This is a genomic window from Actinomycetospora aeridis (genome assembly GCF_037400275.1).
Lineage (GTDB): Bacteria > Actinomycetota > Actinomycetes > Mycobacteriales > Pseudonocardiaceae > Actinomycetospora > Actinomycetospora aeridis.
The window spans coordinates 56,789-78,771 of sequence record NZ_JBBEGL010000017.1; the positions used below are offsets into that span (position 1 = coordinate 56,789).

The 21,983-nt window shown below is 73.7% G+C and carries 18 protein-coding genes; 1 reads left to right on the forward strand and 17 read right to left on the reverse strand.

The window, feature by feature from the left end:
- Positions 1 to 43: 43 nt before the first annotated feature.
- The 6 genes from bioD to WCD41_RS30320 form a co-directional block, all read right to left on the reverse strand.
- The gene (bioD, locus tag WCD41_RS30295; protein WP_337718975.1) at positions 44 to 739 is read right to left on the reverse strand and encodes a dethiobiotin synthase; all 696 of its coding nucleotides are present in this window, start codon (positions 737 to 739) and stop codon (positions 44 to 46) included.
- Positions 740 to 761: 22 nt separating this feature from the next.
- On the reverse strand, positions 762 to 1,658 hold the full coding sequence (locus tag WCD41_RS30300) for an MEDS domain-containing protein (protein WP_337718976.1): 897 nt from the start codon (positions 1,656 to 1,658) through the stop codon (positions 762 to 764).
- Positions 1,655 to 2,533 carry an STAS domain-containing protein gene (locus WCD41_RS30305; RefSeq protein ID WP_337718977.1) on the reverse strand — a complete coding sequence of 293 codons (879 nt, stop codon included), beginning with the start codon at positions 2,531 to 2,533 and terminating at the stop codon, positions 1,655 to 1,657. The genes WCD41_RS30300 and WCD41_RS30305 overlap by 4 nt, the downstream gene beginning before the upstream one ends.
- 160 nt (positions 2,534 to 2,693) lie before the next feature.
- Positions 2,694 to 3,836 (reverse strand): 8-amino-7-oxononanoate synthase, encoded by a 1,143-nt coding sequence (locus tag WCD41_RS30310; protein ID WP_337719001.1) that lies wholly within the window; start codon positions 3,834 to 3,836, stop codon positions 2,694 to 2,696.
- Between the two features lie 75 nt (positions 3,837 to 3,911).
- Positions 3,912 to 6,260: a SulP family inorganic anion transporter gene (locus WCD41_RS30315; RefSeq protein ID WP_337718979.1), complete on the reverse strand. Its 2,349-nt coding sequence runs from the start codon at positions 6,258 to 6,260 to the stop codon at positions 3,912 to 3,914.
- A 421-nt stretch (positions 6,261 to 6,681) separates the two neighbouring features.
- Entirely contained in the window at positions 6,682 to 7,965 is a 1,284-nt protein-coding gene (locus WCD41_RS30320) for an adenosylmethionine--8-amino-7-oxononanoate transaminase (RefSeq protein WP_337718980.1), read from the reverse strand.
- A gap of 49 nt (positions 7,966 to 8,014) precedes the next feature.
- Here WCD41_RS30320 and WCD41_RS30325 point away from each other — a divergent pair, with 49 nt between their 5' ends.
- On the forward strand, positions 8,015 to 8,902 hold the full coding sequence (locus WCD41_RS30325; protein WP_337718981.1) for a PaaX family transcriptional regulator: 888 nt from the start codon (positions 8,015 to 8,017) through the stop codon (positions 8,900 to 8,902).
- Here WCD41_RS30325 and WCD41_RS30330 read toward each other — a convergent pair.
- From WCD41_RS30330 to WCD41_RS30380, 11 genes are all read right to left on the reverse strand, one after another.
- Entirely contained in the window at positions 8,874 to 10,253 is a 1,380-nt protein-coding gene (locus WCD41_RS30330) for an NAD-dependent succinate-semialdehyde dehydrogenase (RefSeq protein ID WP_337718982.1), read from the reverse strand. The two genes, WCD41_RS30325 and WCD41_RS30330, sit on opposite strands and share 29 nt — an antisense overlap.
- A gap of 9 nt (positions 10,254 to 10,262) precedes the next feature.
- A complete protein-coding gene (locus WCD41_RS30335) occupies positions 10,263 to 11,702 on the reverse strand; it encodes an MFS transporter (protein WP_337718983.1) in 1,440 nt (479 codons plus the stop codon).
- Positions 11,699 to 12,307 carry a TetR/AcrR family transcriptional regulator gene (locus tag WCD41_RS30340; RefSeq protein WP_337718985.1) on the reverse strand — a complete coding sequence of 203 codons (609 nt, stop codon included), beginning with the start codon at positions 12,305 to 12,307 and terminating at the stop codon, positions 11,699 to 11,701. Before WCD41_RS30340 ends, WCD41_RS30335 begins: the two co-directional genes overlap by 4 nt.
- Positions 12,308 to 12,401: 94 nt before the next feature.
- Positions 12,402 to 13,256, reverse strand: a complete 855-nt coding sequence (locus tag WCD41_RS30345; protein ID WP_337718986.1) for an amidohydrolase family protein — start codon at positions 13,254 to 13,256, stop codon at positions 12,402 to 12,404.
- Between the two features lie 18 nt (positions 13,257 to 13,274).
- Entirely contained in the window at positions 13,275 to 14,102 is an 828-nt protein-coding gene (locus WCD41_RS30350; protein WP_337718988.1) for a class II aldolase/adducin family protein, read from the reverse strand.
- A gap of 32 nt (positions 14,103 to 14,134) precedes the next feature.
- Positions 14,135 to 14,953 (reverse strand): SGNH/GDSL hydrolase family protein, encoded by an 819-nt coding sequence (locus WCD41_RS30355; protein WP_337718989.1) that lies wholly within the window; start codon positions 14,951 to 14,953, stop codon positions 14,135 to 14,137.
- A complete protein-coding gene (locus WCD41_RS30360; protein ID WP_337718990.1) occupies positions 14,946 to 15,332 on the reverse strand; it encodes a VOC family protein in 387 nt (128 codons plus the stop codon). Before WCD41_RS30360 ends, WCD41_RS30355 begins: the two co-directional genes overlap by 8 nt.
- A gap of 68 nt (positions 15,333 to 15,400) precedes the next feature.
- Positions 15,401 to 18,952, reverse strand: a complete 3,552-nt coding sequence (dnaE, locus tag WCD41_RS30365) for a DNA polymerase III subunit alpha (protein ID WP_337718991.1) — start codon at positions 18,950 to 18,952, stop codon at positions 15,401 to 15,403.
- Between the two features lie 306 nt (positions 18,953 to 19,258).
- Positions 19,259 to 19,885 carry a hypothetical protein gene (locus WCD41_RS30370; protein WP_337718992.1) on the reverse strand — a complete coding sequence of 209 codons (627 nt, stop codon included), beginning with the start codon at positions 19,883 to 19,885 and terminating at the stop codon, positions 19,259 to 19,261.
- A gap of 295 nt (positions 19,886 to 20,180) precedes the next feature.
- On the reverse strand, positions 20,181 to 20,780 hold the full coding sequence (locus WCD41_RS30375) for a hypothetical protein (RefSeq protein ID WP_337718993.1): 600 nt from the start codon (positions 20,778 to 20,780) through the stop codon (positions 20,181 to 20,183).
- A 34-nt stretch (positions 20,781 to 20,814) separates the two neighbouring features.
- Complete coding sequence (locus tag WCD41_RS30380) at positions 20,815 to 21,510, reverse strand: hypothetical protein (RefSeq protein WP_337718994.1); 696 nt, start codon at positions 21,508 to 21,510, stop codon at positions 20,815 to 20,817.
- Between the last annotated feature and the right edge of the window lie 473 nt (positions 21,511 to 21,983).

Below are 21,983 nucleotides of genomic sequence, written 5' to 3' on the forward strand. Positions count from 1 at the left end.
GGGCTCTGTTCGTCGCGCTGGGTCGGGCTCGCCGCAGTGTGCCTCACGCGCAGCGATCGGGGGACCACCGACCGCCGAGGAGGGGACCCAGGCCACACCGCGCGGCCTCGAGGACGCGCTCGGGACCGGCCGTCCCCAGCCCGGCCGGCAGGATGCCGAGCAGCGGAGCGCCGGTCACGATCGGCAGGTCGTCCAGGTTGGTGCGCTCGGCGAGGTCGGGCTGCTCCGGGAAGGCGCCGACGACCGTGCCGGCGAGCGGTACGTCCCGCCGTTCCAGCGCCTCCGCCGTTAGCGCGGCGGTGTTGAGCACGCCGAGCCCGGCGCTCGCGACGAGCACCACGGGGGCGGCGAGGGCGGCGGCGACGTCGGCGAGCGTCTCGCCCAGATCGTTGAGGCGCACGAGCAGCCCGCCCGCGCCCTCGACGATCACGAGGTCCGTGTCCAGGCCCCGCACCGCGTCCACGACCTGCGCCGCCATCACCGGCATCGCGTCGGCGCGTCGGGCCGCCGTGGCGGGGGCGAGCGGCTCGGGGAACCGGGCCAGCTCGAGCGTGGCGACCGGGCCGGCGAGGCGCTCCACCGCGGCGAGGTCGCCGTCCTCCCCCGGCGCGACGCCGGTCTGGGCCGGCTTGACCACCGTGACGCGCTCACCGGCCGCCCGAGCCAGGGCGGCGACGGCGGCGACCACCACCGTCTTGCCGACATCGGTCCCGGTACCGGTGACAATCAGGGTCCGCACGCCCCGGGACGGTAGTGCGACCTCAGACGGTGCTCAGGACCCGGACCGCCGGCAGTGCCGGGTCGTCGTGCGCCCCGGCGCAGAAGGGGCGGACGTGGGCGAGGGTGTCGGCGGCACCGAGGCCCTCCGGGGCGGGGACGCCCCGCGGGCCCGCCACCTCGCAGAAGAGCGTGTGCCCGGGTCGGGCGCGCACCTCGACGGTGAGGTCGGCGTGGGCGGGGTCGCCGCGGCGGACAGCGAGTACCGCCGCCTCGTGCACCGCGAGGACGGCGGCGCGGACCGCGTCGCCCTCGAGCCCGGCCCGGGCGGCGACGTCCGCGACGCAGCGGCGCAGCTCGGCGAGGTCGGCGGTGCCGCCGACACCGACCCGCTCGGCGACCTCACCCCACAGGGCGGCGGGGGTCGGGCTGCTCGTGGCGGGCGCGCGGTAGTCGGGGTTCCCGGTGTCCCCGACGGGCGTCGCGAGCCGGGGGTGCGCGCGGCGGACGACCTCGAGCAGGTCCGGGGGGAGGTCGCGACGCGCGCAGCAGATCAGGGTGAGGGGCAGGTCGCCGAAGACGGCGTTGAGCGCGTCCTCCCCGAACCGGCACTCGCGCGGGGGCATCGTCGCCGGGTACCGGCCCAGCACCGTCGTCCGGCGGTCGGGTCGGACCCAGTCGCGGACGGAGTGGACGAACTCGGGGGCCGCCGGGCGGACGACCGCCGCCGGCACCGGGAACGCGATCCGTTCCGCGTCGGCACCGAGGCCCTCGCGGAGGCGCCGTACCGTCGCGCGGTCGGCGGCGACGACCACGTCGTCGCCGCCGTCGAGGGCCTCGCGGAGCACCGGCAGGGCGCCCGCGACCAGGTCGTCGGGACCGTCGAAGAGCAGGCCGAGATGGCGCAGGCCCTCTCCCCGTCCTCCCGGTCCCCGCGTCACGGCGCGTCCTCGCTCTGGTACACGGACGCCGGGCGCCCCACCGCGTCGAACAGCCGCCGCAGGAAGCGGCTCGCGCCGTGCAGGACGAGGTGCTGGTCGAGGGGGGCGGAGCGCGCGGCCAGCATGAGGATGTCCGCGCAGGCGACGTCCATGAAGTCGACCCCGGAGAGGTCGAGGTGCAGGTCGGGCCCGTCCGCGCGGTCGCGGGCGGCCCGCATCGCCCCGTGCACCGCGGCCCCGAAACGACGGGCGACGTGGGCGTCGAGGTCGCCGCTCGGCGCCCAGTGCCCGTCGTCCCGGGCAGCCGACCAGAAGCCGTCGACCACGTCGCCGTGGTGGACCGCCACGGTCTCCCACACCGCCGTCTCGTTCTCGGCGGCGACGCAGAGCTGGCAGAGCATGCGGACCGGCAGGCGCCGGGTGAGGTCCTCGAACCCCGCCTCCCAGCGGGCGTACTCCGCGACGAGGTCGGGGTGGTCGGCCATCGGGAGCTCGGGGCTCTCCTGCGTCATCGCGACGGTCGGCCACAGGTCGCCGAGGGCCCGCTCGACCTCGTCGGCGTAGAGCTCGAGCACGCCGCCGGCCGTGGCCCCCGAGCGTTCGACGACGGTCGGGAGGTCGAGGAACTCCAGCTGACCGGTGACGAGCGCGTCGCGGGCACCACGGGGGCCGGCCGGTCCGGTGATCCAGTGCTGGTCGGCGCGCTGACCTGCGGGCACCCACCCCTTGTAGAACACCTTCGACCCGAGCGAGAGCTCCTGCTCGACCCAGGTCGAAGCGCCCCGCCGGCCCTGGTCGACGGCGTCGGCCACGAGCAGGGTGTGACGGGACTGCGGTGCACCGAACGCCGGACGCGCGGGCAGCAGGGACGTCACCAGTCCTCCCTGGTCGCGTGGCGTGTGCAACAGGAGGGATACCCCCCGGGCGTCCCCGCGACACGTTGCGTGCATCCGCTGACGACGCTGGGTGAGACGGCGCAGCCACCGCACACCCATCCGGGCGTCGGCGAGGTCCGTCAGGAGGGTTGCGAGGTCGTCAGAGGAGCTCGCCGAGCACCTTGTGCAGCACCTGGTCGACGAGCGCGAGGTCGTCGGCGGTGAGGTCGGCGCGGGCGGTGAGCCGCAGCCGCGACGTCCCCGGCGGCACCGACGGCGGGCGGAAGCACCCGGCACGCAGGCCGTGCTCGGCGCACGCGGCGGCCGCGGCGACGGCGAGCTCCGGGTCGCCGAGCACGACCGGCACCATCGCGGCCGTCGGAGCCGCGACGTCGAGGCCGGGCGCGGCGTCGCGGGCCGAGGCCGCCACCGTGGCGGCCGCCGTGTGCAGGGCGGCGACGCGCTCGGGCTCGGCGCGCACGATCCCGAGGGCGGCCAGGGCGGCGCCCGCCGCGGCCGGGGCGAGGCCGGTGTCGAAGATGAACGGCCGGGCGGTGTCGACCAGGTGCTCGACGACGGCCGCGTCGGCGAGCACCACCCCGCCCTGGCTGCCCAGCGACTTCGACAGGGTCGTGGTGAGCACGACGTCGGGGGCGCCGGCGAGCCCCGCCCCGGCGAGCGTCCCGCGCCCGCCGGGCCCGCGGACCCCGAGGCCGTGGGCGTCGTCGACGAGCAGCACGGCGTCGCGGGCGCGGCACACGGCGTGGAGCTCGGCGAGCGGCGCGATCCCGCCGTCGACGCTGTCCACGCCGTCGACGACGACGAGCGCGCGCGGCTCCTCCCGCGCGGCGAGCACGGCGTCGACGACCGTCGGGTCGGTGCAGCGCGCCACCTCGACGCGGGCGCGGGAGAGCCGGGCGGCGTCGACGAGCGAGGCGTGCGCGGCGACGTCGGAGACCACCAGCGCGCCGCGGCCCGACAGTGCGGTGACCGCCCCGAGGTTCGCGGTGTAGCCCGACGAGAACACCAGCGCCGCGGGGCTGCCGGTGAAGTCGGCGAGGGCGTCCTCGAGCTCGCCGTGCAGCCGCGTCGAGCCCGTGACCAGCCGCGACCCGGTGGACCCGGCGCCCCAGGTCCGCATGGCGGCGGCGCCGGCCTCGACGACGCGCGGGTCGCGGGCGAGGCCGAGGTAGTCGTTGGAGGCGAGGTCGACGACGGGGTCGCCTGCCTCGCGCGGGCGCAGCGTGCGCCGCAGGCCGGCCTGCGCCCGCGCCGTCGCCGTCTCCTCCAGCCACGCACCCAGCCAGCTCACGGCGGCCACCCTACGTGCGTACTTTCCGGTGCTGTAGCACCGGAAAGTACGCACGTGGGGTGGTGGTCAGGAGGGGTCGACGGCCGGGATCGGGATGGCGGAGGTCACCGGGTCGCCGGGTGTGGCCGACGCGCCGGCACCGAGACGGTCGCGCGACGCCGGGACGAAGCGCTCGTCCTCCAGCACCGACATGCGCGCGGTGGCGATGTCGAAGTACAGCCCGACCAGGCGCACGCGGCCCTCGGCGACGGCCCGGGCGACCGCCGGATGGCGGGCCAGGCGCTCCAGCTGCACGGCGACGTTGACCATCGCCAGCTGGTCGACGTCCGACGCGCCGCGTGCCGCCGCCTCGGTGGCCACGGCGTGCCCGGCCCGCCAGCGCTCGACGCTCTCGCCGGCGCCGCCGAGCCACCGCCCGAGGACCCCGTCGCCGCCCGTACCGCGCAGCGCGGCGGTCATCGCGCCGCACCCCGAGTGCCCGCACACCACGAGCGTCGGGACCTCGAGCACCTCGAGGGCGTACTCGACCGACGCGCCGACCGAGTCGTCGGCCTCCACCGGCGCCAGGTTGCCGACGTTCCGGACGGTGAACAGGTCCCCCGGCCCGCTCGAGGTGAGGACGTTCGGGACGACCCGCGAGTCCGAGCAGGTCAGGAACAGGGCGTACGGGGCCTGCCCGTCCGCGAGGTCCGAGAGGTACGGCGCGACGAGGCCGGCGGCGCGGCGGTGGTACTCGCGCAGCCCGGTGAGGATCGGGTCGTCGGCGCCGTCCTGCTCGTGCCCGTGTCCGGCGCCCGTGCCGTACCGGGCGTCGTGACCCTCCTGCCAGACCGACCACGGCGACAGGAACCGCGGCACGGGGCCGGGGCGGCGGTCGCCGGGCCCGCCGTTGGTGGCGCCGCGCCGGTCGAGCAGGCCCATCGTGCCGACCTCGTCGACGCGGACGTGCCCGCCGCCCTGCTCGTGGCGCTCGATCCACTCCGAGAGGTGGTCGTAGGCGGCGTGGTCGAGGTAGTCGGTCACCAGGTCGACGACCACCGGCGCTCCCGCCGGCACCTGGCCGAGGCGCCGGGCCAGGCGCGGGATCGACGGGAAGCACAGCGCGCCCTCGACCACGACGTGCCAGGTGCCGTCGCCGGCGGGTGCCGCGGGCTCCTGGACCTCGATCGACGCCCACACCACCCGTCGCAGCACCAGCAGCAGCGCCAGCACGAGGCCCGCGATCACGCCGGTGAGCAGGTCGGTGAACACCACGCCGAGGATCGTCACGACGTAGACCGGCAGCTCGCCGTGACGGTGCAGCTCGCGCATGTGGGCGAGCTTGACCAGCCGCGCACCGATCACCACGAGGAGACCGGCCAGCACCGCCATCGGGATCTGCTGCACGAGCCCGAGCAGGGCCACCGAGAACACGACGATCCAGACGCCGTGCAGGATCGCCGAGGCGCGGCTCGTCGCGCCCGCGGCGACGTTGGTCGAGCTGCGCACGATGACGCCGGTGATCGGCAGGCCGCCGAGCAGGCCGGAGAGCGTGTTGCCCGCGCCCTGGCCGATGAGCTCGCGGTCGAGATCGGACTTCTGGCCGCCGTGCATCCGGTCGACGGCCACCGCCGAGAGCAGGCTCTCGACGCTCGCGATGATCGCGATCGTCAGGACGCCGACGGCGAACGCGCCCCACTGCCCCTCGGGCAGCACGGGCGGGGTGATGGCCTCGAGCACCGACGCGCCGATCTCGACCCGCTCGACGGGCAGCGTGAACGCGGCCGCGACCACGGTGACGAGGACGACGGCCAGCAGCGGCGCCGGGATGCCGCGCACCCAGCCGGGCAGGCTCGCCGGCAGCCGCGGCCAGGCCAGCAGGATCGCGATGACGGCGAGGCCGAGCGCGGTCGCCGGGCCGTGCAGCGAGAGCAGCTGGCCGGGCAGGGCGAGGATGTTCGCGATCGCGTCGTCCTGCTGCTCCCCGCCGAGGACGACGTGCAGCTGACCGAGCACGATCGTCACGCCGATGCCGGCGAGCATGCCGTGCACGACGGCCGGCGAGATCGCCAGGGCCGCCCGCCCGGTCTTCGTGAGGCCGAAGAGCACCTGCAGGACGCCCGCGGCGACGGTGATCGCGCAGGTGACGCCCCAGCCGAAGCGGCCGACGAGGTCGGCCACGACGACGGTGAGGCCGGCGGCGGGTCCGCTGACCTGCAGCGGGGAGCCGCCGAGGGCGCCGGCGACGATGCCGCCGACGGCCGCGGCGATGAGGCCCGCGGTCAGCGGGGCATCCGAGGCCACGGCGATGCCCAGCGAGAGGGGCACGGCGACGAGGAAGACGACGAGTGAGGCGGGGATGTCGGCGCGCAGTTTCTCGCGCCAGCTCGGGGTGTCCGCGTCCGAGGACGGGACGGTGGTCGCTCCGGTGGTCATGGGTCCTCCGTCGGGGGGCCGTGGACCGGCCCGGCGGGGGGTGATCGGGGGCGATCACCGGGGATGTGTGGGGCGCCGCGCCGCCGGTCACCCGGCGTCACCGACAGGGCCGCATCGCCGCGTGCCGGGGGCGCTGTGATCACTCTGCCCTACCGTCGGCGGCCCGCTCGACCGTCACGGAGTTGATCGTGACGCTCCGTTCGAATCGAACCGGGTCAAGCGGTACCCGCGGTACCACGTCCGGGTGTGATGTGGCCCGGAGCTGGACATCTGCGTCGGAACGACCACGCTCGGTCCGTGCCTGTCCGTCGGACTTGCTGGGCCGGACGAGTGAATCTGAGCGAATCCGGCGATTCGGACGTACGCGTCACACCGTCTCATGTCGGTCTCATGGCCGTCTCACACGACCGTTACGCAGCGTTCACGCAGCGGTGGCCGCCGCGACCATCGCCTCCCCGATGCGGAGGACGTCGTCGGCCGGCGTCACGTAGGGCGGCATCGCGTAGACGAGGTCGCGGAACGGGCGCAGCCAGACCCCGTGCGCCTCGGCGGCGGCCTGGGCCGCCGGCACGTCCACGGGGTGGTCGAGCTGGACGACGCCGATGCCGCCGAGCACGCGCACGTCCACCACGCCGTCGACCCCGCGCGCCGGGGCGAGCGCCTCGCGCAGGCCCGCGCCGAGGGCCGCGACCTCACCGGCCCAGTCGCGGCGCAGCAGCTCGTCGATACTGGCCGCCGCCACCGTGGCGGCGAGCGGGTTGGCCATGAACGTCGGCCCGTGCATGAGCCCGCCGGCCTCGCCCTCGCTGATCGCGGTGGCGACGGCGGCGGTGCACAGTGCCGCCGCGGCCGTCAGGTAGCCCCCGGTGAGCGCCTTGCCGAGGCACATCACGTCCGGTGCGACGCCGGCCTGCTCGGCGGCGAACAGGGTCCCCGTGCGCCCGAACCCGGTCGCGATCTCGTCGAACACCAGCACGAGGTCGTGCCGGTCGGCGATCTCCCGCAGGACCCGCAGGTGGCGGGGGTCGTGGAACCGCATGCCGCCGGCGCCCTGCACGACGGGCTCGACGACGATGCCGGCGACCTCGTCGGCGTGGGACTCCGCCACCGCGCGCAGGTGCTCGTCGAAGGCGGGGTCGTAGGAAGACGGAGGTCGGTCGGCGAACACCTGCTGCGGCAGGAAGCCGCTCCACGCCGCGTGCATCCCGCCCTCGGGGTCGCAGACGCTCATCGCGCCGAAGGTGTCGCCGTGGTAGCCGCCGCGCCAGGTCATCATCCGCGTGCGGCCCGGGCGCCCCCGCGCCCGCTGGTACTGCAGGCACATCTTCAGGGCGACCTCGATCGACACCGAGCCGGAGTCCGCCAGGAACACGTGCTCCAGCGGCTCGGGGGTCAGCGCGACGAGCCGCTCGGCCAGCGCGACCGCCGGGTCGTGGGTGAGCCCACCGAACATGACGTGGCTCATCGCGCCCGTGGCCCGCGCGACGGCGTCGTCCAGCGCCGGGTGGCGGTAGCCGTGCACGGCGGCCCACCAGGACGACATCCCGTCGACGAGCTCGCGCCCGTCGTCGAGCGTGAGGCGCACGCCCTGTGCCGAGCGGACCACGAGCGGGTCGGTCCGCCCGGGCATGGGGCCGTACGGGTGCCAGACGTGGGCCCGGTCGAGGTCCCGGAGCGTGCGGCCTCCTGTCCTCTGCGCAGTCACCCGCGCACCGTAACGGCGCAGGTCGGAGCGGGCCCTAGGATCACCGGTGATGTCCACCGCCGACGAGAGCTCCCCCGACGCGAGACCGGACCCGTTCTCGCGGCGACGCGAGGTCGCGGCCACCAGCGCGCGGTCCCTGCTCGTCACCGTGCTCGGCGAGGTCGTCCTGCCCGGCGGTGAGCCGGTGTGGACCCAGACGGTGGTCGACGTGCTCGGGCTCGTCGGCGTCGAGGAGAAGTCGGCGCGCCAGGCGCTGGCCCGCACGGCCGCCGACGGCATGCTCGCCTCCGAGCGGGTCGGGCGGCGCGTGCGCTGGGACCTGACGCCTTGGGGCCGTGACCTGCTCACCGAGGGCGCGGCGCGCATCTACGCGCACGGACGCGCACGGACGGCGTGGGACGGGCGCTGGCTCGTCGTCGTCGCCAGTGTCCCGGAGCAGCAGCGCGCCCGGCGCCACCGCCTGCGCACCCGGCTGGCCTGGGCCGGGCTGGGTTCGCCGGCGGCGGGCATGTGGGTCTCCCCCGACACCGGGCGGCTCGACGAGGTCCGCGAGGTGCTCGCCGAGAACGGCCCCACCGACGCCCACGTCGTCACCGGCGAGTACCACGGCGAGCTCACCGCGGTCGAGCTCGCGACCCGGGCGTGGGACCTCGCCGATCTCGAGGCGCGCTACGCGGAGTTCGTCGCGGGCTTCGCCGAGCTCGCACCCGCCGACGACACCGCCACGCTGGCCGCCCAGATCCGGCTCGTCGACGCCTGGCGGCGCTTCCCGTTCCTCGACCCGGGGCTGCCCGACGCGCTGCTCCCGTCGCCCTGGATCGGGCACCGCGCCGCGGAGGTCTTCCACGGGCGGCACACGACCTGGGCCGACGGGACGCGCCGGGCGGCCGCCGCGCTCGGCCTGGAGCTCACTGGATCCAGATCGTCTTCGCATTGACGAACGACTGCGGCCCGAAGCTCGCCAGCTCCCGGCCGTAGCCCGAGTTCTTCGCCCCGCCGAACGGCACCTCGGGCGTCGACTCGGTGACCTTGTTGACGTACACCATGCCCGACTCGACCTCGGTGGCGAACCGGATCTTCTCGTCCTCGTCGTTGGTCCAGGCGCTCCCGCCCAGACCGAAGTCGGAGTCGTTGGCGATCCGGATCGCGTCGTCGATGTCCGTCGCGCGGTGCACCAGGGCCACGGGGCCGAAGAGCTCCTCGTAGTAGGCGCGGGCCTCCTTCGGGATCTCGGCGAGGACCGTCGGCGGGTAGAAGTTGCCGGCACCGCCGACCGGCTTGCCGCCCGTCAGCAGCTTGGCCCCGGAGGCGACGGAGTCCTGGACCTGCTGGTCGAGCTCCTCGAGCGACTGCGCGCCGGAGAGCGGGCCGATGTCGGTGTTCTCGTCCATCGGGTCGCCGACGGTCAGCGCCTCGAACTTCGCCACCAGCTTCTGCGTGAACTCGTCCGCGATGTCGGCGTGGAGGATGAAGCGCTTGGCGTTGATGCACGACTGGCCGTTGTTGAGCAGGCGGCTCGACACCCCCGCCTCGACGGTGGCGTCGAGGTCGGCCGACGGCATCACGATGAACGGGTCGCTGCCGCCGAGCTCGAGCACGCTGGTCTTGACGTTCTGGCCGGCGCGGGCGCCGACCTCGCGACCCGCGGGCTCGCTGCCGGTCAGCGTCACGGCGCGCACGCGGTCGTCGTCGATGATCCCCTCGATCACCGAGGAGCCCACGAGCAGCGTCTGGAACGCGCCCTCCGGGAAGCCGGCGCGGGTCAGGACGTCCTCGATGGCCATCGCGACCTGCGGCACGTTCGACGCGTGCTTGAGCAGGCCGACGTTGCCGGCCATCAGCGCGGGCGCGGCGAAGCGCAGCACCTGCCAGTACGGGAAGTTCCACGGCATGATCGCCAGGACCGGCCCGAGCGGCTGGTAGCGGGTGAAGATGCGCGCGTGCTCGGGCGCCGACTTCGGCTTGGGCCACTCGACGTCGGCGAGGTCCTCGGCGGCGTGGTCGGCGTACCAGCGGCAGCCCAGCGCGCACTTGGTGACCTCAGCCTTCGCCGCGGCGAAGGTCTTGCCCATCTCGAGCGTCGCGAGCTCGGCCAGGCGCTCGTTCTCGGCGTCGAAGATGTCCGCCGCGGCACGCAGCCAGCCGGCGCGCTGCTCGAACGTCGTGTCGCGGTAGCTCCGGAACGCGTCCCAGGCGCGCTGGAGCTTCTCCTCCAGCTGCTCGGAGGTCAGAGCGTCGAACTCCTGGACGGTCTCCCCCGTGGCGGGGTTCGTCGTTGCGATGGCCATGGGAGTTGTCTACCCCGCCCGACCGGCCGGGCAATCCGCCGTGGTGTCGGGGTCCGGCTCCTCCTCACGGGCCGACCGTGCCGCCGCCCGCTCCGCCCGGGCCAGCGCGACCGCGAAGGCCGCCGCGACGACGCCGGCGAGCGCCAGCACCACCCACCCGGCGCGCAGCAGGCCGAGCTCCTCGGGCCGTCCGGTGGTGTGGGTCCCGATCACCGAGACCAGCAGCGCGACCCCGAGCACCGACCCGACCTGGCGTGCCGTGGTGATCAGCGACGAGCCGGTGCCCCAGCGGTGCGCCGGCAGCGCCGCCCCGACCACCGACGACAGCGCGGGCAGGATCAGGCCGACCCCGAGCCCCGTCGCGATCTGGCCCGGCAGCATCCCGAGGACGTAGTCGGGCGCGGCGGTGAGCCACACCGCCCACCACGTCGGCCCGGCGGCGAACACCAGCGCCCCGACCACCACGACCCGCCCGATCCCGAAACGTCCTGTGAGGTGTCCCGAGAACCGCGACACGACGACGACCACCGCCGGGCCGACCGCGAGCGCGAGCCCCGCGACGGGTGCCGACCAGCCCCAGGTCCCGGTCAGGAACAGCACGTTCGCGACGAGCATCCCCGCGAACCCGGTGGTGAAGGCGATCATCGCCAGCGCGGCGAAGCCGACGACCGGTGTCCGGACGACGGCGAGGTCGAGCGCCGGGACCGGGTGACGACGCGAGCGCAGGACGACCCCGGCGAGCCCGAGCAGCGCGACGGCGAGGGCCGCGAGCACCGGCACCGAGCCCCACCCGAGGTCGGGGGCGCGGACCAGCGCGAACGCCAGCGCGCCCACCCCGACCACGAGGCCCACGGCGCCGAGCACGTCGGGCAGGCCCGACTCCCGGCGCGACGCCCCCGCGGGCAGCGCCCGCAGCCCGGCGACCAGCGCGACCACGCCGACCGGCACGTTGACGAGGAACACCCAGTGCCAGGACACCTCGACGAGCAGCCCGCCCAGCGGGGGTCCGAGGGCCGCGGCGACGGCCCCGATCGACGCCCACGCCCCCACCGCGTGCGATCGGCGCTCGGCGGGGAAGGCCGCGAGCAGCAGCGACAGCGACGTCGGGGTCACCAGCGCGGCGCCCAGCGCCTGCACCGCGCGGGCGGCCACGAGCAGACCGACCGACGGGGCGGCGGCGCACGCCGCGGACGCGGCCGTGAACACCGCGAGGCCGACCAGGAAGACGCGACGGTGGCCGACGCGGTCGGCGAGACGGCCGGCGAGGGCCAGGAACGCCGCGAACACCACCGTGTAGCCGTTGAGGACCCACGAGACGGCGCCGAGGTCGCTGCCCGGGAAGTCCGCGCGGATGGCGGGGAACGCCAGGTTGACGATGAACAGGTCGAGGCTCGCCAGGAACGCCGCGGCCGAGGTGATCAGCAGGACGGTGCGGGGGCTCGCGCTCATGACACCCGCTCGTCGACGAGGCGACGGGCCAGGTCGGTCGCGACCTCGACGCCGACGCGCGCGTCGACGCGGTCGCGGTACGCGGCCTGGAGGTAGAGCCCGTCGACGACGAGCCAGAGCTCCTCGGTCAGCCGGTCCGGGTCGGCGACGCCCAGGGCCGCGACGAGGTCCGCGAGCTCGCGGTGCGTGCCGGCGAGGACGTCTCGGGCGACGCCCGCCGGGGTGGGGGGCGCGTCGACGGCGCCGAGGTCGGCGTCGTCGGGGAACTCCGCGAGGTAGTTGCGGAAGGCGCACCCGCGGAAGTCCGGCCGCGCGGTCCTCCTCGCGACCTCCTCGACGAGGGCGAGCAGCTGGGCGCGCGGGTCGGCGTCGGCGGCGTCCCGCGCGCGACGGGCCTGCGCGGACCGGATGTCGCGGGCCCGCTCGAGGTAGGCCGCGACGAGGTCGTTCTTCGTCGGGAAGTGCGAGTAGAGCAGGTTCTTCCCGGTGCCCGCCTCGGTGATCACCTGGTTCATCCCGACGGCGCGCACGCCGTGCTCGTAGAACAGGCGCGACGCCGTCGTGAGGATGCGGTCCCGCGTGCCGGGTGCCGGTGTGCGTGCCACCGCGGAGCCCTTCGTTCGTCGCCCTGGAGGGGGACCGTGCGGTCCCGGACCGATCGGTCCCGTTCGGGACGCTACCCCACGGCGACCGCGGCGGCTACACCCGCGAGGGCGGGTCGACCAGCCCGGGGTAGACCTGCAGCGCGTGGCCGCCGAGCAGGCCGTCGGTGAGCGCGTCGTCGAGCCCGAGCCCGCGGATGGCGGCGATGTTGCGCGCCGGATCCGCCGACGGGGCGTCGGTGCCGAACACCGACTTGGCCGCGACGCGCGGGAACCCGAACCGCTCGTAGTAGACGGGCAGCTTGTGGGGCGGGAGGCCGGCGAGGTCCAGCCAGACGTTCTCGCGGGTCAGGGCCAGGGAGGCGGCCGCGTCGTAGCTCCAGCCCCGTCCGCCGTGGGCGAGCACGAGCGTCAGGCCCGGGAAGTCGCGCAGGACGTCGTCGAGCAGGACGGGGTCGCCCTGGCGGCCGGAGGCGCCCGGGAACACCGACGGGCCGGTGTGCACGATCACCGGCACCCCGCGCTCGAGGCAGCGCGCGTAGGCCGGGTAGAGCTCCCGGTCGTTCGGGGCGATCCCCGCGTGCACCGGATGCACCTTGAGGGCCACCGCCCCGAGGTCGAGCTGGCGGTCGAGCTCGGCGACCACCGGGTGGTGCACGTGCGGGTTGACGTTGGCGACGATGCGGAACCGGTCGGCGTCGGCGTCGACCAGCGGCAGCATGTCCTCGATCGTCTGCCACCCGGTCGCCTTCGGCGAGTACTCGCAGAACAGCAGCACGCGGTCGACCCCGGCGCCCGCGAACAGCGCCGAGACCTTCTCCGGGATCGCGGCGCCGTCGCTGTCGTAGCAGGCCGACCAGGCCTCCCCGGTGCCCGCCGGCCCGATCCACTGCTCCCACGGCACCTTCAGCCGCGCGAGGTGGGCCACGTGGACGTGGGCGTCGACGATCACCCGCTCACTCTGGCACGACTAGTCGAACAGGTCCGGGTCGGTGCGGACGACCTCGTCCCACAGCGGCTGGAACGAGAACCAGCCGGCGTAGGCCGAGCCGGTCTGCTCGGCGGTGAACTTGGCGTTCACGTGGTCGATCTGTGTCGGCGTGCCGGCGGCCTCGGCGAGCAGCGCCGCCTGGCAGTTGCGCTCGGTGTTGATGAACCACCACGCGGCCTCGGCCACGGTGTCGCCGACGCTGAAGATCCCGTGGTTCTGGTGGAACACCATCTTCCGCCCGGTCAGCCCAGTCGCCAGCGCGCGCCCGACCTCGGGGTCGAGCACGACGGCGCCGCGCCCCTCGGTGACGACACCGTGGTTCTCGTAGAGCGCGCACGCGTCCTGGGTGATCGGGTCGAGCGGGCGGGCGAGCGACGACCACGCCTTGCCGTGCACCGAGTGGGCGTGCGCGGCCGCGACGACCTCCGGGTGGGCGTGGTGGACCGCGGAGTGGATGACGAACCCGGCCTGGTTCACGGGCTTCGTGCCGTGCACGACGTCGCCCTCGTGGTTCACCGCGATGAGGTCCGAGACCCGGATGTGCCGGAAGCTCATCCCGAACGGGTTGACCCAGAACATGTGCGGGTCCTCGGGGTCGCGCACCGTGATGTGGCCGGCGATCCCCTCGCCGAACCCGAAGCGCCCGAAGATGCGGAAGGCGCCGGCGAGCTGCTGCTTGCGGTGGAGACGCTCCTCCGCGCTGGTCGCGAACGTCGGCGGCTGCGGCATCACGATGCCCTCCTGGGAGGGCCGGAACGCCGTCATCTGGTCGTCGGAGCTGCGGGTGTCCTGCGTGGGGGCGGCCATCCCCCGACCGTGCGCCGGGTCACGGGCCCGGGTCAAGCCCCGGGACCGGTGCTCAGCCGCTTCGCGACGAGGTCCGCGACCGCCGCCATCCCGGCGGCGGTCGGGTGGAACGGCCGCGGGCCCCCGAACCCCGGAACGCCCATGGCGAGGCCGCCGACCCACGGATCGGGCGCGCCGACACCGTGGTCCTCGCTGGCCGCGGACACCACCACGAGGTCGGCGCCGGCGTCGGTCGCGCTGGCCGCGAAGCTCGCGGCGAGGCCCGCGGCGACGTGCCGGCCCTGATCGATCTGCTCGGCGGACAGCGCCACGGTCGCCGGCGTCGCGTGGGTGCCGAGGACGGTGAGGTAGTCGACCAGCAGCACGCGGGCGCGCGGCGCGCGCCGGCGGACGTCGTCCACCAGCGCCGTCAGAGACGCCCGGACCTCGGCGAACGTCTCCGGGGGCGGGACCTCGACGGTGAGGTCCAGGCGCCGGCGCACCGGCCCCGGCAGCCAGGGCAGCCGGGTCGTGAGGGTCCCGCGCACGGCCGCGGAGATCAGCGTGCCGAGGTAGCCGATGTCGTTGCCGCCCGCCGTGATCGTCACGAGCGTCGTGTCGGCGGTGACCGCCTCGACCTGCGGCGGGACCGGGCCGGTGAGGGTCGGCTGCCGGTCGTGGCGCAGCTGCGCGGTCGTCGCGCCGGAACAGGAGACGTCGACGAGCGGCAGCCCGATCTCCTCGGCGAGCAGGCTCGGGTAGTTGCGCCCGGAGCGCAGCGCGCCGCGGTCGACCTGCGGCGGGATGCCGGGGCCCGCGGCGAACGAGCTCCCGAGCGCGACGTAGACGCCGCGGCCGTCCGGATCAGGCACCCGCGGTCTGCCACACGCCGACGACGCTGCCCTCCGGGTCGCGGAAGTAGGCGGCGAACCCCATGTCGCCGACGGTGATTGTCGGGGTGACGACGGTGGCGCCGAGCTCCTCGACACGGGCCAGGGCGGCGTCGAGGTCGGGCACGTCGATCACCAGTACGGGTCCGCGCGGCTCCTGCTCGCCCCGCGCGAACATGCCGCCGTTGATGAAGCCGGGCTCCTTGCCCGTCCCGTCCTCGCCGGTCGGGCCGGTGGTGACCCCGGTGTAGTCGAGCTCCGGGATCACCATCGTGTTCCAGCCGAAGGCGTCGCGGTAGAACGCGCGGGCGCGGTCGCCGTCCTCGTAGGGGAGCTCGAAGTGCACCACACGACCGGTCATGGCCGTCCTCCTGGGAGCCGATGTCGAGACCGTCGAGCGTCCCAGGTCAGGGGTGTGGTGCGCGAGAGTCAGCCCAGGCAGCGGGGCCCGAGCAGCGCCTTGAGATCGCCCATCAGCGCCCCCGAGTTGGTGACCTTGAGCCCGTCGTCGAGGCGCAGCACGTGGCTCGCCCCGTTGGCGGCCAGCAGCGTCAGGTGGACCTCGCTGGGGCCCGGGTGGGCGACGAGGACCTCCTTGAGCTTGCCGACCCGCTCGGGCGTGCACCGCGCGCTCTCGATCACGACCTTGACCGGGGCCCCGCCGACGCCGCCCGAGAGGTCGGGCACCGCGAGGTCCTCGACGAACAGGCTCACGCGGTCGTCCCGCTTGTTGACCTTGCCCTTGACCAGCACGATCGCGTCCTCGGCGACGTCGATCGACACCGCGGCGTAGGTGCGCGGGAAGAACAGCACCTCGATGCCGCCCGCGAGGTCCTCGATCTGCGCCGACGCCCAGGGCTCGCCCTTCTTGTTCACGCGCCGCGTGACGCTGGCGAGGATGCCGCCGACCGTGACCTGGGCGCCCTCGGCGACGTCACCCTCGAGGATCTTCGTGATCTGGGTGTCGGCCCGGCTGGCGAGGACCTGCTCGATGCCGTTGAGCGGGTGACCCGAGACGTACAGCCCGAGCATCTCCCGCTCCAGGGCGAGGCGGTGCTTGGGCTCCCACTCCCCCTCGGGCACCTTGACGTCGAACATGCCGGTCGTGTCGACGGTGTCCTCGTCCGGACCGTCGACGGTGTCCAATCCTGGGGCCGAGAAGAGGTCGAACTGCCCGTCGGCCTCGGCCTTCTTCGTGGTCATCACCGCGTCGACGGCCTCGGCGTGCACCAGCGCGAGGCCCTTGCGCGGATGGCCCAGCGAGTCGAAGGCCCCGGCCTTGATCAGCGACTCGACCGTCTTCTTGTTGCAGACCTGCTGCGGCACCTTGCGCAGGAAGTCGGAGAAGTCGGAGAAGCCGCCCTTCTCGCGCCGGGTCTCGACGATCGCGTCGACGACTCCGGAGCCGACGTTGCGGATCGCGCCGAGGCCGAAGCGGATGTCGACGCCGACCGGGGCGAAGTTGAGCACCGACTCGTTGACGTCGGGCGGCAGCACCGTGATGCCCATCTTGCGGCACTCGGCGAGGTAGATCGCCGCCTTGTCCTTGTCGTCGCGGACGCTGGTGAGCACCGCGGCCATGTACTCGGCGGGGTAGTTGGCCTTGAGGAAGGCCGTCCAGTACGAGACGACGCCGTACGCCGCAGAGTGGGCGCGGTTGAAGGCGTAGTCGGAGAACGGCAGCAGGATGTCCCACAGCGTCTTGATCGCCGCGGCCGAGTAGCCGTTGTCCTTCATGCCCTGCGCGAAACCCTCGTACTCCTTGTCGAGGATCTCCTTCTTCTTCTTGCCCATGGCGCGACGCAGCAGGTCGGCCTTGCCCAGCGAGTAGCCCGCGAGCACCTGGGCGATCGCCATGACCTGTTCCTGGTAGACGATCAGGCCGTAGGTCTCGCCCAGCACCTCCTTGAGGGGCTCTTCCAGCTCCGGGTGGATCGGCGTGACCTCTTGCCGCCCGTTCTTGCGGTCGGCGTAGTCGTTGTGGGCGTTGGCGCCCATCGGACCCGGCCGGTAGAGCGCGCCGACCGCGGAGATGTCGTCGAACTCGGTGGGAGCCATGCGCCGCAGCAGGTCGCGCATCGGGCCGCCGTCGAGCTGGAACACCCCGAGCGTCTCGCCGCGGGAGAGCAGCTCGTAGGTCGCCTTGTCGTCGAGCCCGAGGTTGTCGAGGTCGAGCGCGGGCTTGCCGTTGAGCGTGATGTTGTTGAGCGCGTCGTCGATGATCGTGAGGTTGCGCAGGCCCAGGAAGTCCATCTTCAGCAGCCCGAGGGTCTCGCAGACCCCCATGTCGAACTGCGTGATGATGGCGCCGTCGGCCTCGCGCCGCTGGATCGGGATGACGTCGATCAGCGGTTCCTTGGACATGATCACGCCGGCGGCGTGCACGCCCCACTGCCGCTTGAGGCCCTCGAGGTCCTTGGCGGTGTCGACGATCTCCTTCACCTGCGGGTCGGACTCGTAGAGCGCCCGCATCTCGGCGGCCTCGGAGTAGCGCTTGTGGCTGGGGTCGAACACCCCCGACAGCGGGATGTCCTTCCCCATGACCGCGGGCGGCATCGACTTGGTGATGCGGTCGGCCACCGCGTAGCCGGGCTGGCCGTAGAGCACGCGCGCGGAGTCCTTGATCGCGGCCTTCGCCTTGATCGTGGAGTACGTGATGATCTGCGCGATCTTCTCCTCGCCGTACTTCTCGGTGACGTAGCGGATCATCTCGCCGCGCCGGCGCTCGTCGAAGTCCATGTCGATGTCGGGCATGGAGACGCGCTCGGGGTTGAGGAACCGCTCGAAGATCAGCTTGTGGTGGATCGGGTCGAGGTCGGTGATGCCCAGCACGTAGGCGACGAGGCTCCCCGCCGCGGACCCGCGGCCCGGCCCGACGCGCAGGTTGACCGAGCGCGCGTAGTTCAGCAGGTCGGCCGTCACCAGGAAGTAGCCCGGGTAGCCCATCTGCATGATGACCGAGACCTCGTAGTCGGCCTGCTTGCGGTACTGCTCGGAGAAGCCGTTCGGGAACCGCCAGTGCAGGCCGCGCTCGACCTCCTTGACCAGCCAGCTGCCCTCGGTCTCGCCCTCGGGCACCGGGGCCACCGGCTGCAGGTCGCGTCCCTCGGTGAACTCGACGTTCACCCGCTCGGCGATGGCCAGGGTGTTGTCGCAGGCCTCGGGGAAGACACCGTCCCACTGGGCGCGCATCTCCTGCGCGCTCTTGAGGTAGAAGTCCTGCGCGTCGAACCGGAAACGGTTCGGGTCGTTCATCGTCTTGCCGGTCTGCACGCAGAGCAGGACCTCGTGCGGCTTGGCGTCCTTGGCGTACGTGTAGTGCAGGTCGTTGGTGGCGAGACCCGGCAGGTCGAGCTTCTTCTTGAGGTCGTAGAGGTCGTCACGGACCCGGCGCTCGATCTCGATGCCGTGGTCCATCAGCTCGCAGAAGAAGTTGTCCGCGCCGAAGATGTCGCGGTAGTCGCTCGCGGCCTGACACGCGCCGTCGAAGTCGTCCTGCTGCAGGTAGCGCGCGACCTCGCCGGACGGGCACCCGGTGGTCGCGATGATGCCCTTGCCGTAGGTCTCGAGCAGCTCGCGGTCCATCCGGGGCTTGTAGTAGTACCCCTCGAGGCTGGCCAGGCTCGAGAGCCGGAAGAGGTTGTGCATCCCCTCCGTGTTCTCGGCCAGCAGCGTCATGTGGGTGTACATCTGGCCCGGGTTGTCGTCGCTGATGACCTGGCCGCCCAGCGTGGCGCGCTTGCGCTCGTGGCGGCTGCCGGGCGCGAGGTAGCCCTCCATGCCGATGATCGGCTTGACCCCGTGGGCCTTCGACTTCTTCCAGAACTCGTAGGCGCCGAAGGTGTTGCCGTGGTCGGTCATCGCCAGGGCGGGCATGCCCATGCGCGCGGCCTCGGCGAACAGGTCGTCCAACCGCGCGGCACCGTCGAGCATCGAGAACTCGGTGTGCGTGTGCAGGTGGACGAACGAATCGCCGGTCACGTCGCGGGACCTCCCCTTCCAGGGCGGGATCGGGGTGCCGCCGACCGGCCCCGCGTGCTGCGGGACGTGGTCGGCGGGAGCCACCCCAGACTAGACGCGCCCCCCGACAGCGCCGCCCCTCCCCGAGGCCTCCGACCGTCCTCGCTGCTCACCTCCGGCGGCCCGGCGTGTCGCCCGGATCCGGGGTCGTCACAGGAGTCACGGGTGCCCCTTGCGTTGCGTGACGGGGGCCGTGGGCGCAGGAAGATCACCGGTTCGGAGGCATCGACGGGGTCGCGGCGACGCGGTGGCGAGGGGCACGCGGAGTCAGCGATCGCCGCGCTGACCGACCGCGTTCAGGCCGGCGAGCCACAGGACCTTGTTCGCCCGACCGACCGCCACGACTCCAGCCAGGATCCAGATGAGTGCAGCGATGTCGCCCGTGTCCGCTCGGAGGCCCGGGGTGCCGGCCGGGGCGCTCGCCACCTCGATGACCCGTATCCCCGGCTCGACCTCCGAGCCCGACCTCCCGAGCACGTCCGCGACCCATGTGACGGTCTCGCTCACCAGACCGACGTCCGGCTGCGTCTTTCCGGCAACCGCGAGCCAGACCTGGAGCGTCAGGGCCACCTGGGCGCCATCGAGGCGACCATCGGCGGGGTCCGGGCTGTCACCCGGCAGGTGGCCTGCTGCCGTCCGAATCCTGGTGGCCACGAACGTGCTCGCGACGTGTGGGTCCTGTCGCTCGACGGTCGCTCCGACGAGGTCACGCAGCTCCGCGCAGAGACGATCAACCGCTTCGAGCCGCAAGTGGAGCTCGAGTTCATCGACCTCCTCGTCGTCCCAAGGGTCGTCCCAAGGGTCGTCCCAGTCGTCGTCGAGCTCGTCCTCCCGATCGTCCGCAGCGATGTACGGATTTCCGTCGCCGAGGGGGGCATCGGTGCGCCGGGGCATCACTGGCGGCACCACGGGCGTCGTCGGTGTCCGCACCGCGACCCGCGTCGCCCGGGTGCGCGGCGGACGAGTGCGCCGCTTCCTCCGGGCCTCCACCTTCGCCGCCCGCCGCTGTCCGTCGTGCCTGCACCTGCCCATCGCTCCTCCTCGGGGTCGCCCTGCGAGGAGGATGCGCCACACCCCCGACAACGCCGGGCACCTCGAAGATCAGGAGAGCGAGGAGCACCTCGCCTGCGCGAGGAGGTGCTCCTCGCTCTCCTGATCTCCCTACGGGCGCTCCCGCGGTGAGGGAGCTTCACTCCCCGGGATCGAGCGCGTCCAGCCAGCGGACGTCGCCGTCGCCGGCGACGGCCACCGCTCCGGTGAGCAGCCAGACCATCGCCGGCAGGTAGTCGTCGCCCAGTTCGACGATGCACGGCTCGACGGCCGCCACGTCCTGCGGCTGGTCGAGCAGGGCGACGCCGAGACGCTCGACGGCCGGGGCGGACTCGCCGAGCTCGGCCACCCAGCCGACGGCGCGGCGCGCGAGGTCACCGCCGTCCGCCTGCCGCCCGACCTGGAGGAGGCGGGTCGTCACCGCGAGGTCCGCGAACCACTGCCCGGGAGACCTGTCGTCCTCGTCGCGCACGTGCTCGTCCGCGTCCACGAGGCGGGCGTGCCACGCGCGCGCGATGTCCGCGTCGCGTTGTTCCAGTGTCGCCGCGACGACTCCCCGCAGCGCCTCGGACGTCGTCGCGAGCATCGCGTCGGTGGCATCGTCGTCGGCGCCGTCCGCCGGCTCGGCGTCCCACTGCTCCGGGCTCTGCGGCTGCCGGCCCGTCGTGGCACCGGTGCGACGACGACGGCGCGCCGCGACCTTGGCCGCCCGCTTCTGGCCGTCGCGCCGCTTGACCATCGCTTCCCTCCCGAGGGCTCTCGGGGGCAGGGTGTCAGGTCAGACGCGAGGACCTGCGACCACTCCCCCGACCGGCCTGGTCCGGGTCGTCGAGCCACTGGACGCCGCCGGCACCCCCGACGACCACGACGGCGGAGAGCATCCAGATCCGGGCCACGGCGATGTCGTCGGGGACGCGGAGGAAGTGTTCGCGCAGCACCACGGCGGCATCGGGCCCGAGTGTCCGCGCGGCGTGGGCCACCGCCGGTCCTCTCTCGCCCAAGCTCTCGGCGACCCACGCGGCGGCCCGCGCCGACAGCTCGGGGTCCGGGAACCGCCGCCGGGCCTTCGCGAGCCAGGCGCCGACGAAGATGTCGATCAGCTGCCGGTCGCGACCGTCGACGAACGCCCGTGCGACCTCGGGATCGCGCTGCACCACGGTCGTCAGGACCACCCCGCGGATGTCGTCCTCGAGAAGATCGATCATGTCGGGCTCGTCGTCCTCGAGGTCCTGGAGATCGTCGAGGTCCTCCCAGTCGTCCCACTCCCGGAGCTCGTCCTCGTCGTCGTCGAGGTCGTCGGCGAACGCGTCCGGGAACTGCTCGAGGAGCTCGCAGTCGCTCAGCAGCGGGGCCGCCACCCGCGACTCCGCTCCCCGCGTCGCCCGGGTGTGCGGCGGGCGTGTCCGCCGCAGCCGCCGTGCCGCCACCTTCGCCGCCCGCCGCTGCCCGTCGTGCTTGCGCCTACCCATGGCTCCTCCTCCGCGTCGTCCCGTTGAGGAGCATGCAACGGACCCCCGACAACGCCGGGCGCCCAGAGATCAGGAGCGCGCTGGCACCTCCTGAGCGCCCCGAAGGTGCACACGCCGCCCGTGATCACCCCCGCCCGCCGCGCGCCCGCGCGAGAGGCACGTCCCGCAGGCGGCTCGACCCGTCGATCATGCGCAACGTGCCGGTCGGGACCGTCGCGACCCCATCCCCCGGAGATCAGGAGCGCGCTGTCCACCTCGTGAGCGCCCCGGAGGTGTGTCAATACCCGGGACATGCCTGACAGGGCGTGCCGGGGAGATGCCTGACAGGTGGGTCATCGGCGGGGGTGGGGGTGGGTGGCGCCGATGGAGAAGGTCTCGATGCGGCTGGAGCCGTAGTAGACGTGCAGGCGTCCCTTGTCGCGCAGCAGCCCGACGGTCAGGCCGGCGAATCGGGCGTCGAGGTAGAGCTTGCG

Bases quoted from the DNA above. Each gene is read 5' to 3' on its own strand.
- WCD41_RS30370 (WP_337718992.1), bottom strand. From the start codon at position 19,885: ATGCCCCGGCGCACCGATGCCCCCCTCGGCGACGGAAATCCGTACATC.
- WCD41_RS30330 (WP_337718982.1), bottom strand. From the start codon at position 10,253: ATGGCCATCGCAACGACGAACCCCGCCACGGGGGAGACCGTCCAGGAG.
- WCD41_RS30375 (WP_337718993.1), bottom strand. From the start codon at position 20,780: ATGGTCAAGCGGCGCGACGGCCAGAAGCGGGCGGCCAAGGTCGCGGCG.
- WCD41_RS30360 (WP_337718990.1), bottom strand. From the start codon at position 15,332: ATGACCGGTCGTGTGGTGCACTTCGAGCTCCCCTACGAGGACGGCGAC.
- WCD41_RS30380 (WP_337718994.1), bottom strand. From the start codon at position 21,510: ATGGGTAGGCGCAAGCACGACGGGCAGCGGCGGGCGGCGAAGGTGGCG.
- WCD41_RS30335 (WP_337718983.1), bottom strand. From the start codon at position 11,702: ATGAGCGCGAGCCCCCGCACCGTCCTGCTGATCACCTCGGCCGCGGCG.
- WCD41_RS30350 (WP_337718988.1), bottom strand. From the start codon at position 14,102: ATGGCCGCCCCCACGCAGGACACCCGCAGCTCCGACGACCAGATGACG.
- WCD41_RS30325 (WP_337718981.1), top strand. From the start codon at position 8,015: ATGTCCACCGCCGACGAGAGCTCCCCCGACGCGAGACCGGACCCGTTC.
- WCD41_RS30315 (WP_337718979.1), bottom strand. From the start codon at position 6,260: ATGACCACCGGAGCGACCACCGTCCCGTCCTCGGACGCGGACACCCCG.